Origin of the sequence: Pseudomonas sp. SMV7 (assembly GCF_052041995.1) — a bacterium.
Classification (GTDB): Bacteria; Pseudomonadota; Gammaproteobacteria; order Pseudomonadales; family Pseudomonadaceae; genus Aquipseudomonas.
Genome location: NZ_JBKGGT010000005.1, coordinates 84,857 through 98,789 on the forward strand (window position 1 = coordinate 84,857; position 13,933 = coordinate 98,789).

Consider the following 13,933-nt stretch of genomic DNA (forward strand, 5'->3'; position numbering starts at 1 on the left):
TGATACACTGAACGAACTCGCTGCAGCGCTAGGTAATGATCCGAATTTTGCCGCTACTATGACCAATACACTGGCGACGAAAGCTGCAAAGTCGACAACGCTAGCGGGTTACGGGATTGTCGATTGCTATACCAAGGTACAAGTAGATAGCGCGCTCACGCTCAGAGCACCTTTGTCCAGTCCTGCACTTACAGGAACTCCAACCGCACCGACTGCGGCCAGCTTTACCAGCACGAAGCAGTTGGCAACCACTGATTGGGTGCAGGGGCGGGGGGTGCAGTACTCCAGTATCACGACGCGTTCGGTTTCAGGCACGCTGGCCGGGGTGGTGACACATGTGGGAGGGATAGTCCATTTCTGGGGTGCCTATTCTATGGGGTATACACTGCCTAATAGTGCGACCTTGAATCTCCCAGTTGGTGCTGTTGTACGTGTCCAGAACTGGAGTCCCTATAGCCTTTCGATTGGTGTTCAAGGTACTGATAAAATTCAAACCGGGCTCAATGTTGGTCAGGTAAAAGTGATTGCCATCCCACCTGATACGTTTGTAGATGCAAGGTATTACGGGGAAGAAACGTGGATTATGGACGGCACGGGGGTCGAAGGGAGTAGGCTTCCTTGGCTTTTTAATGGAGTTAGTACCAATGGGTACCATAAATTCCCTAGTGGTTTAATTATTCAGTGGGGAAGCTCCGCCATCGCTACCCCCGCGTCACCCGTAGTGACAGTGACATTTCCCATTACCTTCCCCAATCGCTGTACGCACTTGAATGAGCACGATGCGGCGGGTATAGCGGGGGTAACCCGCTCGTTCTGGCAGTTCAGGAATCAGGGTAACAGCAGCTTTGAAGCCCTTAATTTATGCTCGATAACCGCCGGTTCACCTCCGGTCTTGAATGCTCCAGTCAATGCAGCGTGCCTATGGTACGCAGAAGGTTTCTAGGAGTAGCCATGAATAAAATTTATGTAAGCGCAGCCAATAAGGCTTTCTATGATAGTGCAATTCACACAGAAGATCAGTTGCCCACAGATGCGACAGAAATAAGCAAGGACCTTCATCGGTCATTGCTGGATGGCGTCAGCGGTCAGGCAAAAATGATTGATTTTACATTTAGTCCACCTGTACTGGTAGATATTCCAGAGCCCACGCACGAAAGGCTGGCATCGTTAGAAGAGGGATGGCGAGACAGTCGGTTACGTTGCACTGACGATCTTGTCGCGCGGCATCGAGACGAACGCGAAATGGGAGGATCAACGACCCTGACCAGTTCCGAATTCATGACGCTAATGAATTATCGAAAAGCGCTACGTGACTGGCCGCAATCGAATCTGTTTCCGGATAGCAGATTTCGTCCTGCAGAACCGCTTTGGATCTCTTCACTCACCAAGTAATGCCCTGCAGCTAGGGGCTTTTTGTCACCCCTCCAGGCCCTGCACCCGCAGGGCCTTTTCATACCTGAACCCGGAGTAAACCTTCATGAGTGGATTCTTCCACGGCGTCACCGTAACAAACGTCGACACCGGCGCCCGCAGCATCGCGCTGCCTTCTTCCTCGATCATCGGCCTGGTCGACACCTTCACCGAGGGCGCTGGCGCCACGGCCAAGGCCAACGACCTGGTGCTGATCACCAGCGAGCGTGAAGCGGTTGCCGCCTTTGGCGAAAACGCCGCCATCACCAAGGCCTGCCGCGCCATCTACACCCGCGCCAAGGCGGTCATCGTCGCCTGTGGCGTGGCCAAGCTGGACGATGCAGCGGAGCAGACCGCCGCGATCATCGGCGCGGTGCAGGCCGACGGCAAACGCACCGGCCTGCAGGCGCTGCTCGACGGCAAGAGCCGTTTCAACGCCCAGCCACGCCTGCTGGCAGCGCCGCGTCACAGCGCCACCCAGGCGGTGGGCACGGCACTGGTGGCCCTGGCCGACAAGCTGCGCGGCATCGCCATCATCGATGGCCCCAACAGCACCGACCAGGCGGCCATCGACTACGCGAAGAACTTCGGCGCCAAACGCGCCTTCCTGGTCGACCCGGGCGTGCAGTACTGGGACAACGGCGAGGAAGCCACCCTCGATGCCCCTGGTTCGGCCTGGGTCGCCGGCCTGTTCGCCTGGACCGACCGCGAATACGGTTTCTGGGCCTCGCCTTCGAACAAGGAATTCGTCGGCATCACCGGTACCACCCGCCCGGTGGAGTTCCTCGATGGCGATGACAGCTGCCGCGCCAACCTGCTGAACAACGCCAACATCGCCACCATCATCCGCGACGACGGCTTCCGCCTGTGGGGCAACCGCACCTTGTCGAGCGACCCGAAATGGGCGTTCGTCACCCGCGTGCGAACCATGGACATCGTCATGGACGCGATCCTCTACGGCCACAAGTGGGCCGTCGACCGCGCCATCACCGCCACCTACGTCAAGGACGTCACCGAAGGCCTGCAGGCCTTCATGCGCGACCTGAAGAACCAGGGCGCGATCATCAACTTCGAGGTCTTCGCCGACCCGGAGCTGAACACCGCCAGCCAGCTCGAGCAGGGCAAGGTGTACTGGAACATCCGCTTCACCGATGTGCCACCTGCCGAAAACCCCAATTTCCGCGTCGAAGTCACCAACCAGTGGCTGACCGAAGTCCTCGATTCCGCCGCTTAAGGAGCGTATCCACATGGCAATGATTCCCGAAACCCTGGCCAACCTGAACCTGTTCGTCGATGGCGTCAGTTTCCAGGGCGATGTACCCAGCCTGACCCTGCCCAAACTCACCCTGAAGATGGAAGAGCACCGCCCTGGCGGCATGGACATGCCGGTCGAGATGGACCTGGGCATGGAGAAGCAGGAAGCGGCCTTCACTACCACCGGTGTGCGCCGCGAAGCGCTGAAGTTTTTCGGCCTGGCCGACGGCAGCGGCTTCAACGGCACGTTCCGCGGTGCCTTCAAGGGCCTCAAGGGCAAGATCAACCCGGTTGTGGTCACCCTGCGTGGCACGCTCAAGGAAATCGACATGGGCGACTGGAAGTCCGGTGACAAGGCCGAGATCAAGCACAGCGTCGGCCTGACCTACTACAAGCTGGAAGTCGATGGCCGCCTGATTTACGAGATCGACGCGCTGGGCATGAAGCGCGTGATCGATGGCGTCGACCAACTGGCCACCCAGCGCGCCGCGCTCGGCTTGTAAGGAGGCGACCATGGCTCATGCGAAAAAGCAGCCCCAGTGGCTGACCCTGAGCGCCGACCGCGTCACCGTGCGCCTGTCACGCCCCAGCGAAGCCAACGGCGTTCAGGTTGACAGCCTGTCGCTGCGGGCACCGACCGTGCGCGATATCCGCAACGCCCAGGCCGGCGGCGTCGACGATGACCAGCAGCGCGAACTGAACCTGTTCGCGTCGCTGGCCGAAGTCGGCATCAAGGACCTCGAAGGCCTGACCCTGAAGGACTATAGCCGCCTGCAAAGTGGTTATTTTCGCCTGGTGCAGGACGACGAACTTTGACCCGGCCCGGCAAAAGGCCGCCGCTCGGCGGCTGGCCAGGGAGCTGAATTTTTCCGCGAGCGAGATCATGACCATGTCGTACAGCGACATGGTCTGGTGGCTCGCCCCGTGACAAGGAGGAACCTATGGCGAACACACAGCTGTTCCCGCTCGGGCTCGGCGTCACCGCCATCAACCCCTTGGGCCAGGCCATCGAGCTGCTGCGCCGGGATGTCGAACGCCTGCGCAGGCAGGCTGACGGCACCCGGCTTGGCCGGCTCGTCGGCGAAGTGATCCGGCTGGGGTTGGAGCTTGGCAAGCTACGCCAGGTCGAAGGCGAGATGGCGCCGGACCAGGCAGCGCAAGGCGAAGACCCGACTGTCGGGCTGAGGGATGAAGCCGAAGCCCTTGAGCGTTTGCGCCAGCATTACCTGATGCTGGACCGGGTCATTGCCGGGCTGGCGCAGCTCAAGCCATTGCCGGGCCAGATGACAGTCAACGTCTTTCAGCAGTGGCATACGCTGGTGCAGGGGCAAGGCGCCGACACACCTGGCAAGGTGCAAGGGCCTGTGCAGGCCCCTGCGCAGGCTGCCAGGCCGGCCCCCGGCGCCGATGCCGGTGGCGACACCGGCATCCTTGCCGGCGGGCTCGCGCTGCTGGCTGGAGGCAGTGGCGCTGCTATCGCAGACGTTGTACGCAAACTGCCACCGGAAAGACAGCGCGCGATACGCGAGCGTGCTTCGAAGGAATGGCGGGACAACCGCGTCGAAACCTTTGGCAAGGTCGCCAAGGCGATGATCACTGCTGAGGACGGCGAAGAAAGGGCGCGCGGCGTCGGCGCTGCTGTCGGCGAAATTGGCGGTCGCATGCTGGGTGCCATGGCACCTCTGCTGTTCAAAGGCAAGGGCAAAGCGATAGGCAAAGCCTCGAGCACGGGCATGAGCAGCGGTAAACGTAAGCGCCGGCGCCAAGGCCAGCGGGCCAGCAAGCAGGCGGTGCAAAAGGACGCAGATAGGACGCAGGAGGACGCCACGCAGGAACAATGGGCCAAATTTGGCGGCCAGGTGGGCGAGGCTGCGGGTGGTGAGGCCGGCGCTGCGTTGTTCAACTGGATCACCGAGGAGGAAGAGCCGGCGCCGCAAAGCAGCGGGGCGCCTGTGCCGGAGCCGGTGCAAACCATTGCCCAGGGCGTCGCTTCCCTGCCTTCGCTCGGCACAGCAAAACAGCTGCCATTGGCAGGGAAACTGTTCAAGCGCATGCCACTGACGGCAGTGCTGGATACCTCGCTGCAGGTGGCCGACATCTACCAGGGTAACGGCACTCCGGCGGAGAAGCTGGAAGGCTATGGCGAGGTGTTCGGCGGGTTGGGGGGCAACCTGGCCGGCACTTCGGCCGGATGGCTCGGTGGCGCGGCGGCAGGTGCCATGCTTGGCTCGGTGGTACCGGGTATAGGTACCGTGATCGGCGGCGCGGTCGGTGGCCTGCTGGGCAGCCTGGGTGGCGGTTATCTGGGCGGCATCGGCGGTGAATGGGTCGGGGGCGCGTTGGGCAAGGCCGTGGCATCCGTCGTCGGCTCCGATGCGCCAGCGGCGAGCCAGGATACTGCCGCTTCCGCGGAACAACCAAGCCGCTTGCAGAAAGGCGTCAGCACACCTGCACCGTTGCCTGCCACTGCGACAGCGCAGTTGGTTGGCAGCCTGGCCGGTTCATCGGTCGGGGGGCTCGGTGGTGCGGCAGCCGGCGCCATGATCGGCTCGGTGGTACCGGGTATAGGAACCGTGATTGGCGCCGCGGTCGGTGGCCTGCTGGGCAGCCTGGGTGGCAGCCATCTCGGCGGCCTGGGCGCCAAGCTCATTGGCGAAGCGTCGGGCAAGGCCGTGCAGTCTGTCGCCGGCTCCGATGCGCCGGGGGCGAGCCTCGAGGTTACCCGTCTCTCCGAGCAGGCGACCCGATCGCCGAGAAACGTCGGCCCGCCTACGCCGTCGCCTGCTGTTTCGATACCGCCGTCATCGGCTGTGTCGCCACCCGCCATCAACCAGCAGTTCACTTTCACCGCCAATATGCCGGTGACCCTCAACAACAGCCTCGATGACCCGACCACCCAGCAACAACTGGAAACCATCGCCCGCCGCATGCTTGATGACCTGATGCGTCAGGCGCGTTCGGTGCAGATGGTCGATCAACCACAGCCATGAGGAGGACCGCATGACCTACCTGGAACAGTTGCAAGGCGGCTTGCATGCGCTGGTCAGGGCGGGCGAGGCGGGGCGTCGGCGTGCCGACGCCATGCTCGACCCGATGAACCAGGCGGTCGGCCACGCCAGGGAGGCGGCCGCCGCGCTCGAAGCCCTGCCATGGATCGGCCCGGAAATCGGCAAGCGCCTGCAACGCACCCTGCGCGCCATCGACGCGGCCAGGCAGCGCGTCGACCAGGTGATTGCCAGGTACGACCAGACCCTCGACGTGGTGCGCAAGGTGCGCGACCGCGTCGGCGCCTTCAACGAACAGCTGGGCAAGGCCGGCACGGCTGTGCGGCGGGTGATCGGTGATGCGCGCGCGGTCGCCAATGGTGTGTTGTCGGCCTTCGGCTTCGCGCCCGACACGACACCGGCCGCACAAGCGATCAAACCGTTCCCGCACCTGCTGGTACTGCAGCCGCTGAAGGCCAACAGCGTGCCGTATTACTTCAACCTCGACAGCGCCGCCTTCGATCAACTGCGCCGGCAAACGCGCTTTCGCTGGGCCGGGCAGGAGCGTTTGCGCCGCGAGAATGCCCAGCAGGCGGTGAGCCTGGGTGAAGAGACCATCAACATCCGTGGCGCGATCTTCCCGGGCTTCAAAGGTGGCTTGGGCCAGCTGCAGGCCCTGCGTGGCATCGGCCGCCAGCTGCTGCCGCTGTCGTTGACCACCGGCTATGGCGAAGTGCTTGGCACCTGGTGCCTGACCCGCATCGAGGAAGAGCAGGGCGCTTTGCTGCCAGGCGGCATACCGCGCAAACAAGGTTTCTCACTGGAGTTCGTCAGTTATGGACAAGATTTGCAAAACGTCTGAGGGCGACCTGCTCGACACCCTTTGCCAGCATTATTACGGGCACCTCGACGGTAGCGTCGAGGCGGTGTTGCAAGCCAACCAGGGGCTGGCAGACGAGCCTCAGCCATTTCGCAACGGCGTGACGTTCCGCTTGCCGACGCTGGTGCGGGCAGTGGCCGACGTCGTGCAGCTGTGGGACTGACGCCATGCAGCCACAATTTCGTATCCAGGCCGACGGCAAGGACATCACTGCGCTGATCAACGATCGCCTGTTGCTGCTGCGTACCACCGATAAACCGGGCATGGAAGCGGATGACTTCGAGCTGCGCATCGATGCCCGGGACGGCACCATAGCCGTGCCCGCCCGCGGTGCGCTGATCGAGCTGCATCTGGGTTACGCCGGCCAGCCGCTGACCCGGCTGGGGCGTTACACCGTCGATGAAGTCGAGGTGTCCGGCCCGCCGGATACCCTGGTGATCCGGGGCAAGGCCAGCGACCTGCGCGGCACAGGCCGGACCGTCCGCAGCGGCAGCTGGGAAGCCGTGCCCTTGCAACGTATCGTTGCCGAAATCGCTGCGCGCAATGGCTGGCAGGCAATCTGCCCGGTGCTGACACGGGTACCTCGGGTCGACCAGGTCAACGAATCGGACTTCAACTTCATTACCCGCCTGGCGCGCCAGTACGACAGCACCGCCAAACTTGCCAATGGCCAGTTGCTGGTGTTACCGCGCCAGGGCGGGCAGAGCGCCAGCGGCAAACCCCTGGGCGTGGTCGGGATTGCCCGTGGCGACGTCAGCCAATGGCACTTTCGCCTCGATGACCAGGCCGCGCGCAAGGCCGTGCGCACCCGTCACCTCGACGCCGCCACTGGCGAGGCCAAGGTCATCGAGCTGGTCAACGATGAGGCCACCGAGGGGCAGCGGCCGGTGCATACCGACCGTCATCTCTACCCCAACCGCGTTGCCGCCGAGCAGGCCGCCAAGGCCCGCCTGGCCAGCTTCAACCGCGCTACCGCGCATGTGCGCCTGGACTTGCCGGGGCGCACCGACCTGTTCGCCGAGCGCAGCATCGAGCTGCACGGTTTTGTCGACGGCCTCGACGGGCAATACCAGATCGACTCGGTGGAGCAAGTGTTCACCAGCTCGGGCTGGCGCACCACCGTGCAGGGCAATGGTGGCAAGGCGGGCAAGCTACAGGCCAAGGGTGCGGCGCCGCGCCGCCAGGCCGCGACCAAGGCGTGAGGAGCGATACAGGGAGGGAGGTTACCCATGCTCACTGAAACACAACTGCTACAGATTTTGCCGAACGCCCGCCCCGTAGCGGGCGTTTTTGTTTCTGCACTGAACGTCAGCCTGCCCCGTTGGGAAATCGACAACCCCAGACGCGTGGCGGCGTTCATCGCCCAGGTCGGCCATGAGTCCGGCCAGTTCCGTCATGTGAAGGAGCTGGGCAACCACCGCTACCTGGCCCGCTACGACACCGGCAGCCTGGCCCTGCGCCTGGGCAATACGGCCCAGGCCGATGGCGATGGCCAGCTGTACTGCGGGCGTGGCCTGATCCAGGTGACCGGGCGCAACAATTACCAGGCCTGCAGCCGCGCATTGTTCGGCGACGAGCGCTTGCTGGCGCAACCGCAACTGCTCGAACAACCACGCTGGGCCTGTGAATCGGCGGCGTGGTTCTGGCATTCGCGCGGGCTCAATGCCCTGGCTGACCGGGGCGAGTTCAACCGCATCACACGCCATATCAACGGTGGGCTCAATGGGCTGGAGGAGCGTCTCAAACTCTGGGCGCGGGCGCGCGAGGTGTTGTGTTGAGCCGATGGCAACAGGCGCTGTGCGGCTGCCTGCTGATGCTGGCGGTAGCGCTGGCCTGGCAGGTTCAGGGCTGGCGCTATGGTCGACAGCTGGCACAGCTGGCGCAAGCCCAGGCCGACGCCGAGGCTGCCCGAGTGCTGGCTGAACGTGAACGGCGCCAGGTGCTCGAACGACGCCTGGAAGAAAATGAATCCCGTTATTTCAAGGAACTTGCCGATGTTCAGCAGTCTCAGGCTCGCCTGCGTGATCGCCTTGCTACTGCCGATCTGCGCCTGTCGGTCCTGGTCGAACGCGACACCCTCCCTGCCGCAGTGCCTGCCACCGCCCGCACCGGCAGCCTGGATCATGCAACCGTACGTGCCGGACTTGAGCCGGCGCATGCTCGACGAATTATCGCCATCACCGATGAAGGCGACCGGGGGCTGATTGCGTTACAGGCTTGTCAGGCTTATGTGCGGGAGCTGCGTGGTGGGCTGTAGGGCAGGCCCGGACGTGTCCGGGCCTGTGAGGCATGCACTGGAAAGGCGCAAAATGCTACGGTGTCTCCACCCCCTTCAAGGAACCCGTCATGGACCCGATCACCGTCCTCGCCACCCGTCTCGGCGAACACCTGCGTCGCTTCAACGCTCAGGTCACCACCGCTGAATCCTGTACCGGCGGCGGTATCGCCGAAGCCATCACCCGGGTACCCGGCAGCTCTGCCTGGTTCGAGGCCGGCTACGTGACCTACTCCAATACGCAGAAAACCCGTCAGCTGAACGTACCGGCGGCGTTGTTCGCCGAAGTGGGCGCAGTCAGCCAGGAGGTGGTCGAGGCCATGGCCCGTGGTGCCCAGGCTGCCAGCGGTGCGCGTTTTGCCGTGGCGGTCAGCGGTGTGGCCGGGCCCGACGGTGGTTCGCCAGCCAAACCGGTGGGCACCGTGTGGCTCGCCTGGGCCGATGGCAGCCATGTCAGCAGCGAACGCAGGCACTTCGAGGGTGACCGCGAAGCGGTGCGGCGACAGACGGTGATCGCCGCGTTAGACGGCTTGTTACAGCTTGGTGCCGAGTAAATCGACAACAGGGGTTTGCTCGCGCGCTCGCCTGTGGAATAATACTGGCTACTTATACAGGTATTCCGGCCATCAGGGCCAAGTCGAACACGTGAGGATTGCAATGGACGACAACAAGAAGCGCGCCTTGGCTGCGGCCCTGGGTCAAATCGAACGCCAATTCGGTAAAGGCGCGGTCATGCGCATGGGCGACCACGAGCGCCAAGCGATTCCGGCCATCTCCACCGGCTCTCTGGGCCTGGATATCGCCCTCGGCATCGGCGGTCTGCCGAAAGGCCGTATCGTCGAAATCTACGGCCCGGAGTCGTCGGGTAAGACCACGCTGACCCTGTCGGTCATCGCCGAAGCCCAGAAGAATGGCGCCACCTGTGCCTTCGTCGACGCCGAGCACGCCCTCGACCCCGAGTATGCCGGCAAGCTGGGTGTCAACGTCGACGACCTGCTGGTTTCCCAGCCGGACACCGGCGAACAGGCCCTGGAAATCACCGACATGCTGGTGCGCTCCAACGCCGTTGACGTGATCATCGTCGACTCCGTGGCGGCCCTGGTACCCAAGGCTGAAATCGAAGGCGAGATGGGCGACATGCACGTGGGCCTGCAGGCTCGCCTGATGTCCCAGGCACTGCGCAAGATCACCGGTAACATCAAGAACGCCAACTGCCTGGTCATCTTCATCAACCAGATCCGTATGAAGATCGGCGTGATGTTCGGCAGCCCGGAAACCACCACCGGTGGTAACGCCCTGAAGTTCTACGCCTCGGTGCGTCTGGACATCCGCCGTACCGGTGCAGTCAAGGAAGGCGACGAGGTGGTCGGTAGCGAAACCCGCGTCAAGATCGTCAAGAACAAGGTGTCGCCACCGTTCCGCCAGGCCGAGTTCCAGATCCTCTACGGCAAAGGCATCTACCGGAACGGCGAAATCATCGACCTGGGGGTTGCCCAAGGCCTGGTCGAGAAGTCTGGCGCCTGGTATGCCTACCAGGGCAACAAAATCGGTCAAGGCAAGGCAAACGCTGCCAAGTACCTGGCTGAGAACCCGGCCATCGGCGCCGAGATCGAGAAGCAGATCCGCGAGAAGCTGCTGACCGCTGGCGCTGTTGCGGCTGCCGGAAAGGCTGCGGCTGCCGAAGCTGATGCCGATGACATGGCCGACGCTGACGCCGGTTATTGATTGCACGGATAGCCGAACATGTCCGCCGAACTCGACACCCCCGTCGCTATCCGGCGGACAGCCATGGACCTGCTCGCGCGACGTGAGCACGGTCGCGTCGAGCTGACGCGCAAATTGCGTCAGCGCGGCGCTTCGGATGAGCTGATAGGGCCCGAACTCGATCGGCTTGCCGAAGAAGGGCTGCTCAGCGAAGCCCGCTATCTCGAAAGCTTCATCCGTTATCGTTCCGGTTCCGGCTATGGGCCTGCGCGCATTCGCGAAGAGCTTAGCCAACGTGGTTTGGCACGGGCTGATATCGAGCAGGCCTTGCGCGAGAGCGGGGTGGAGTGGGGTGAACGCATGCGTGAGGTGTGGCAGCGCAAGTTTGCCGGCCAGCGCCCCCATGACCCGCGTAGCCGTGCCCAGCAGACGCGGTTTCTTGCTTACCGTGGATTTTCCATGGACATGATCGGCCGCCTGCTCAGTGGACGTGATCTCGACGACTACTGAAGGCAGGGGCGCAGAACGCCCCTCCCCAAAATAAGCAACACGGTATCAACTGGCTTTCAACGCCTCTCGAGCCCGCTGGGTGGTATGCATGGGTTGCGGCTTGGCCCAGTTCTCCGGCAGGTTGATGAAGTCCACCAGTTCGCGCAGCCGGCCCTGATCCCGTCCATTGAAGGCAAATGACAAACGGGTCAGGTGGCTGAAGTTGCCCACCTCGTGCTCGGCACTGCTGTCAGGTTGCTGGTGATACTTGCCGCTGAGGCGCAAGTCGGCGAAGCCTTCCTGAATGTCATACAGCGCCGCCTCGCTGAGCGGGTGGTGCATGCGGATCACGAACTGGCTCTTCAGCCAGCGGCTGGAGTGGTAGTTGCTGTAGAACTGGTTGATTTCCTCGACCGCCTCGTCGGCGCTATGCACCAGGCGCAACAGCTTCAGGTCGCTGGGCAGGATGTAGCGGTTTTCCTCCAGTTGGCGGCTGATGAAGTCCAGGCAGTCGCGCCAGAAGCTGCCGCCCGGCGAATCCAGCAGCACCACTGGCACCAGCGGGCTTTTGCCGGTCTGGATCAGGGTCAGCACCTCCAGCGCTTCATCCAGGGTGCCGAAACCGCCTGGGCACAGCACCAGGGCATCGGCTTCCTTGACGAAGAACAGTTTGCGGATGAAGAAAAAGTGGAAGGGCAGCAGCTTGTCGGTGCCGTCCACCGTGGGGTTGGCGTGTTGCTCGAAGGGCAGGGTGATATTGAACCCCAGGCTGTGGTCGCTACCCGCGCCTTCGTGGGCTGCCGCCATGATACCGCCGCCGGCACCGGTGATGACCATCAGGTCCGAACGCGCCAAGGTCGCGCCCAGTTCGCGGGCCAGGGCGTACATCGGGTGTTCCATTGGGGTGCGCGCCGAGCCGAACACGGTTACCTTGCGCCGGCCCTTGTAGCGTTCCAGGGCGCGAAACGAGTGGTCAAGTTCGCGCAGGGCCTGCAGGGTGATCTTGGCGCTCCAGCGGTCGGTGTCGTCGTGGGCCATGCGCAGGATGGTCAGTATCATGTCGCGGTACAGCGGCAGGTTGGGGCTGTCCGGTGCCACCAGTTGCAGTTGTGCGTCGATGTTGCTCAAGTCGATGTTGTGGTCGCGGAAGTGGCTGAACAGCAGTTCATTCGATTGGTAAGGCATGCAACGTCTCCTTCTGCACCAATACCTCTGACCTCAATCTAGACCCTTGCGTCCGATCGTGCCGGGGTGTTTGGCCTGTCCGCTCGTCGGCATGCAGCCACTGGCGATGCGGTTTTGGTTAACTGGAAATGCGAAACGTGTCGATGCAGGAGGTGGCGGTATGCATCGCTTGATCATCGAGGTGGACCGGCAGCTGTACCTGCAGCTGGAAAATGCGGCCCGGTCGCATCACCTGAGCCTTGAGGCCGAATGCCGACGCAGGCTGTTGGGGCTGGAATGCCAGTCACGCTACCTGCAGGCGCTGCTGGCAGAGATGCGCGCCGATGCCGCTGAAGGACGTTGGCGCGCCCGGGAAGACGAAAAGGCGTAGCAATTGCAGGTTGTCGTTACTTCTTCTTGTTGCCGGCCACGCAGCTGGCATTGTCGAAAGCCTGGTCCATGATCGGCTGGTTGGTCTTGTACACCGTGAAACGGTAGACCATGACCGCGCCCTTGGACATCAGGTTGCGGAACCCGCTGTTGCGGCAGACGCTGTCACCCAGCTGGCTGCGGACCTGTTCCGGGTTGGCCTGCATGCGCTCGGCATGGCTCTGGCGCACGCTCAGGTGGTTGATCAGTGCCTTGCCTTCCACGGTGTAACCCTGGTCGAGGATATCCTCGTTGATGGCCCGCGGGGTGCCGACACTGCTCTCTTTGGCGACCTTCTGCAGCATGTTGTTCAGGTCGTAGTCCTGCTTGGAAGCCGCCTGGGCTGCCAGGGGCAGGGCGAGCGTCAGGCTCAGGACGGGGGCGATACGGCGCAGCATGGATCTCTCCTGGTTCGATGACTGGCGCTTTGACATGCGCGGGTCGACAGCGTTCCGTGACTATCGCGAAGGCGCGAGGTCCAGGCACGCTAAAACGCCGATTATAAGGACCGCCCTGCCGGCTGCACAGCAATTGCGCCCTGTTCTGGTAGACTGGCGGCCTTGTTTTCACCGAGCAATCCTTGTGTCCATTCCCAACCTGTCCAGAGGCCTGCCGGCATGAGCCATGCGGTAGCGCGCCTGCGCGCCGAACGCCTGGCGCGTAGCAACAAGCCTTTCATCGCCCGGGGTTCGCGTGCCGAACGTTGCCCGGATTGCCGGGTCATCGCCAGTCATTGCCTGTGCGCCTGGAAGCCGCGGGTGCAGGCCGAATCCGGCATGTGCCTGCTGATGCATGACACCGAGCCGCTGAAACCGACCAATACCGGATGGCTGATCGCCGACCTGATCGAAGACACCTCCGCCTTCGGCTGGCTGCGCACGTCGGTCGACGAACGCTTGCTGGCATTGCTGGACGACCCGCGCTGGCAGCCCTACATCGTCTTCCCTGGCGAATTCGTTGCCCAGCAACGGGTGGTCAGCGAAGTGCGGCGTGAACCGGGCAAGCGCCCGTTGTTCATCCTGCTGGACGCCACCTGGACCGAAGCGCGCAAGATGTTTCGCAAGAGCCCGTACCTTGATCGCTTCCCGGTGCTGAGCCTGGCGGCCGAGCAGATGTCGCGCTACCGCCTGCGTCGCTCGCGGCGCGATGATCACTTCTGTACGGCGGAAGTGGCTGCCATGTGCCTCGACCTGGCTGGCGATACCCAGGCCTCGCAAGCACTGGATGCCTACCTGGATGTGTTCAGCCTGCATTACCTGAGCGGCAAGCGGCGCCTGCCACTGGATGAGCAGGATGACACCCATCAGCGTTTGCATACCTTCCTATAGTCCAAGGGGCACAACC

18 protein-coding genes are annotated in these 13,933 nt (G+C 63.0%); 16 read left to right on the plus strand and 2 right to left on the minus strand.

What is annotated here, in order from left to right:
* Nucleotides 1-583: 583 nt before the first annotated feature.
* From ACLEJP_RS08185 to recX, 14 genes are all read left to right on the plus strand, one after another.
* Nucleotides 584-943, plus strand: coding sequence for a gp53-like domain-containing protein (locus tag ACLEJP_RS08185; RefSeq protein ID WP_440805714.1), 360 nt, complete (start codon nt 584-586; stop codon nt 941-943).
* 8 nt (nt 944-951) lie between these two features.
* Complete coding sequence (locus ACLEJP_RS08190; protein WP_440805405.1) at nt 952-1,392, plus strand: phage tail protein; 441 nt, start codon at nt 952-954, stop codon at nt 1,390-1,392.
* An 85-nt stretch (nt 1,393-1,477) separates the two neighbouring features.
* Nucleotides 1,478-2,644: a phage tail sheath subtilisin-like domain-containing protein gene (locus tag ACLEJP_RS08195; RefSeq protein ID WP_440805408.1), complete on the plus strand. Its 1,167-nt coding sequence runs from the start codon at nt 1,478-1,480 to the stop codon at nt 2,642-2,644.
* Nucleotides 2,645-2,657: 13 nt separating this feature from the next.
* Nucleotides 2,658-3,167 (plus strand): phage major tail tube protein, encoded by a 510-nt coding sequence (locus tag ACLEJP_RS08200; RefSeq protein ID WP_440805411.1) that lies wholly within the window; start codon nt 2,658-2,660, stop codon nt 3,165-3,167.
* A 10-nt stretch (nt 3,168-3,177) separates the two neighbouring features.
* The gene (locus ACLEJP_RS08205) at nt 3,178-3,480 is read left to right on the plus strand and encodes a phage tail assembly protein (RefSeq protein WP_440805414.1); all 303 of its coding nucleotides are present in this window, start codon (nt 3,178-3,180) and stop codon (nt 3,478-3,480) included.
* Nucleotides 3,481-3,605: 125 nt separating this feature from the next.
* Nucleotides 3,606-5,654: a hypothetical protein gene (locus tag ACLEJP_RS08210; protein WP_440805417.1), complete on the plus strand. Its 2,049-nt coding sequence runs from the start codon at nt 3,606-3,608 to the stop codon at nt 5,652-5,654.
* Between the two features lie 10 nt (nt 5,655-5,664).
* A complete protein-coding gene (locus tag ACLEJP_RS08215; RefSeq protein WP_440805419.1) occupies nt 5,665-6,510 on the plus strand; it encodes a phage tail protein in 846 nt (281 codons plus the stop codon).
* On the plus strand, nt 6,485-6,691 hold the full coding sequence (locus tag ACLEJP_RS08220) for a tail protein X (RefSeq protein WP_440805421.1): 207 nt from the start codon (nt 6,485-6,487) through the stop codon (nt 6,689-6,691). The genes ACLEJP_RS08215 and ACLEJP_RS08220 overlap by 26 nt, the downstream gene beginning before the upstream one ends.
* A 4-nt stretch (nt 6,692-6,695) precedes the next feature.
* Entirely contained in the window at nt 6,696-7,730 is a 1,035-nt protein-coding gene (locus tag ACLEJP_RS08225; protein ID WP_440805423.1) for a phage late control D family protein, read from the plus strand.
* Nucleotides 7,731-7,757: 27 nt separating this feature from the next.
* Complete coding sequence (locus ACLEJP_RS08230; RefSeq protein WP_440805425.1) at nt 7,758-8,306, plus strand: glycoside hydrolase family 19 protein; 549 nt, start codon at nt 7,758-7,760, stop codon at nt 8,304-8,306.
* Between the two features lie 35 nt (nt 8,307-8,341).
* Nucleotides 8,342-8,785, plus strand: coding sequence for a lysis protein (locus ACLEJP_RS08235; RefSeq protein WP_440805716.1), 444 nt, complete (start codon nt 8,342-8,344; stop codon nt 8,783-8,785).
* Between the two features lie 89 nt (nt 8,786-8,874).
* Nucleotides 8,875-9,357 carry a CinA family protein gene (locus ACLEJP_RS08240; RefSeq protein ID WP_440805428.1) on the plus strand — a complete coding sequence of 161 codons (483 nt, stop codon included), beginning with the start codon at nt 8,875-8,877 and terminating at the stop codon, nt 9,355-9,357.
* A 103-nt stretch (nt 9,358-9,460) separates the two neighbouring features.
* A complete protein-coding gene (gene recA, locus ACLEJP_RS08245; RefSeq protein WP_170028690.1) occupies nt 9,461-10,528 on the plus strand; it encodes a recombinase RecA in 1,068 nt (355 codons plus the stop codon).
* Nucleotides 10,529-10,546: 18 nt separating this feature from the next.
* The gene (gene recX, locus ACLEJP_RS08250) at nt 10,547-11,017 is read left to right on the plus strand and encodes a recombination regulator RecX (protein ID WP_440805431.1); all 471 of its coding nucleotides are present in this window, start codon (nt 10,547-10,549) and stop codon (nt 11,015-11,017) included.
* Between the two features lie 45 nt (nt 11,018-11,062).
* On the opposite strand, the gene ACLEJP_RS08255 is transcribed toward recX, so the two are convergent.
* A complete protein-coding gene (locus ACLEJP_RS08255; protein WP_440805435.1) occupies nt 11,063-12,181 on the minus strand; it encodes an LOG family protein in 1,119 nt (372 codons plus the stop codon).
* Nucleotides 12,182-12,341: 160 nt separating this feature from the next.
* Between ACLEJP_RS08255 and ACLEJP_RS08260 the strand changes: the two genes are divergently transcribed.
* Nucleotides 12,342-12,551 carry a hypothetical protein gene (locus tag ACLEJP_RS08260; RefSeq protein WP_440805437.1) on the plus strand — a complete coding sequence of 70 codons (210 nt, stop codon included), beginning with the start codon at nt 12,342-12,344 and terminating at the stop codon, nt 12,549-12,551.
* Between the two features lie 16 nt (nt 12,552-12,567).
* Here ACLEJP_RS08260 and ACLEJP_RS08265 read toward each other — a convergent pair whose 3' ends face one another.
* Complete coding sequence (locus tag ACLEJP_RS08265; protein ID WP_440805440.1) at nt 12,568-12,987, minus strand: quorum-sensing-regulated virulence factor family protein; 420 nt, start codon at nt 12,985-12,987, stop codon at nt 12,568-12,570.
* Nucleotides 12,988-13,206: 219 nt separating this feature from the next.
* On the opposite strand from ACLEJP_RS08265, the gene ACLEJP_RS08270 reads away from it, so the two are divergent.
* Nucleotides 13,207-13,917, plus strand: a complete 711-nt coding sequence (locus tag ACLEJP_RS08270) for a tRNA-uridine aminocarboxypropyltransferase (RefSeq protein WP_289134533.1) — start codon at nt 13,207-13,209, stop codon at nt 13,915-13,917.
* The last annotated feature ends 16 nt before the right edge of the window (nt 13,918-13,933 follow it).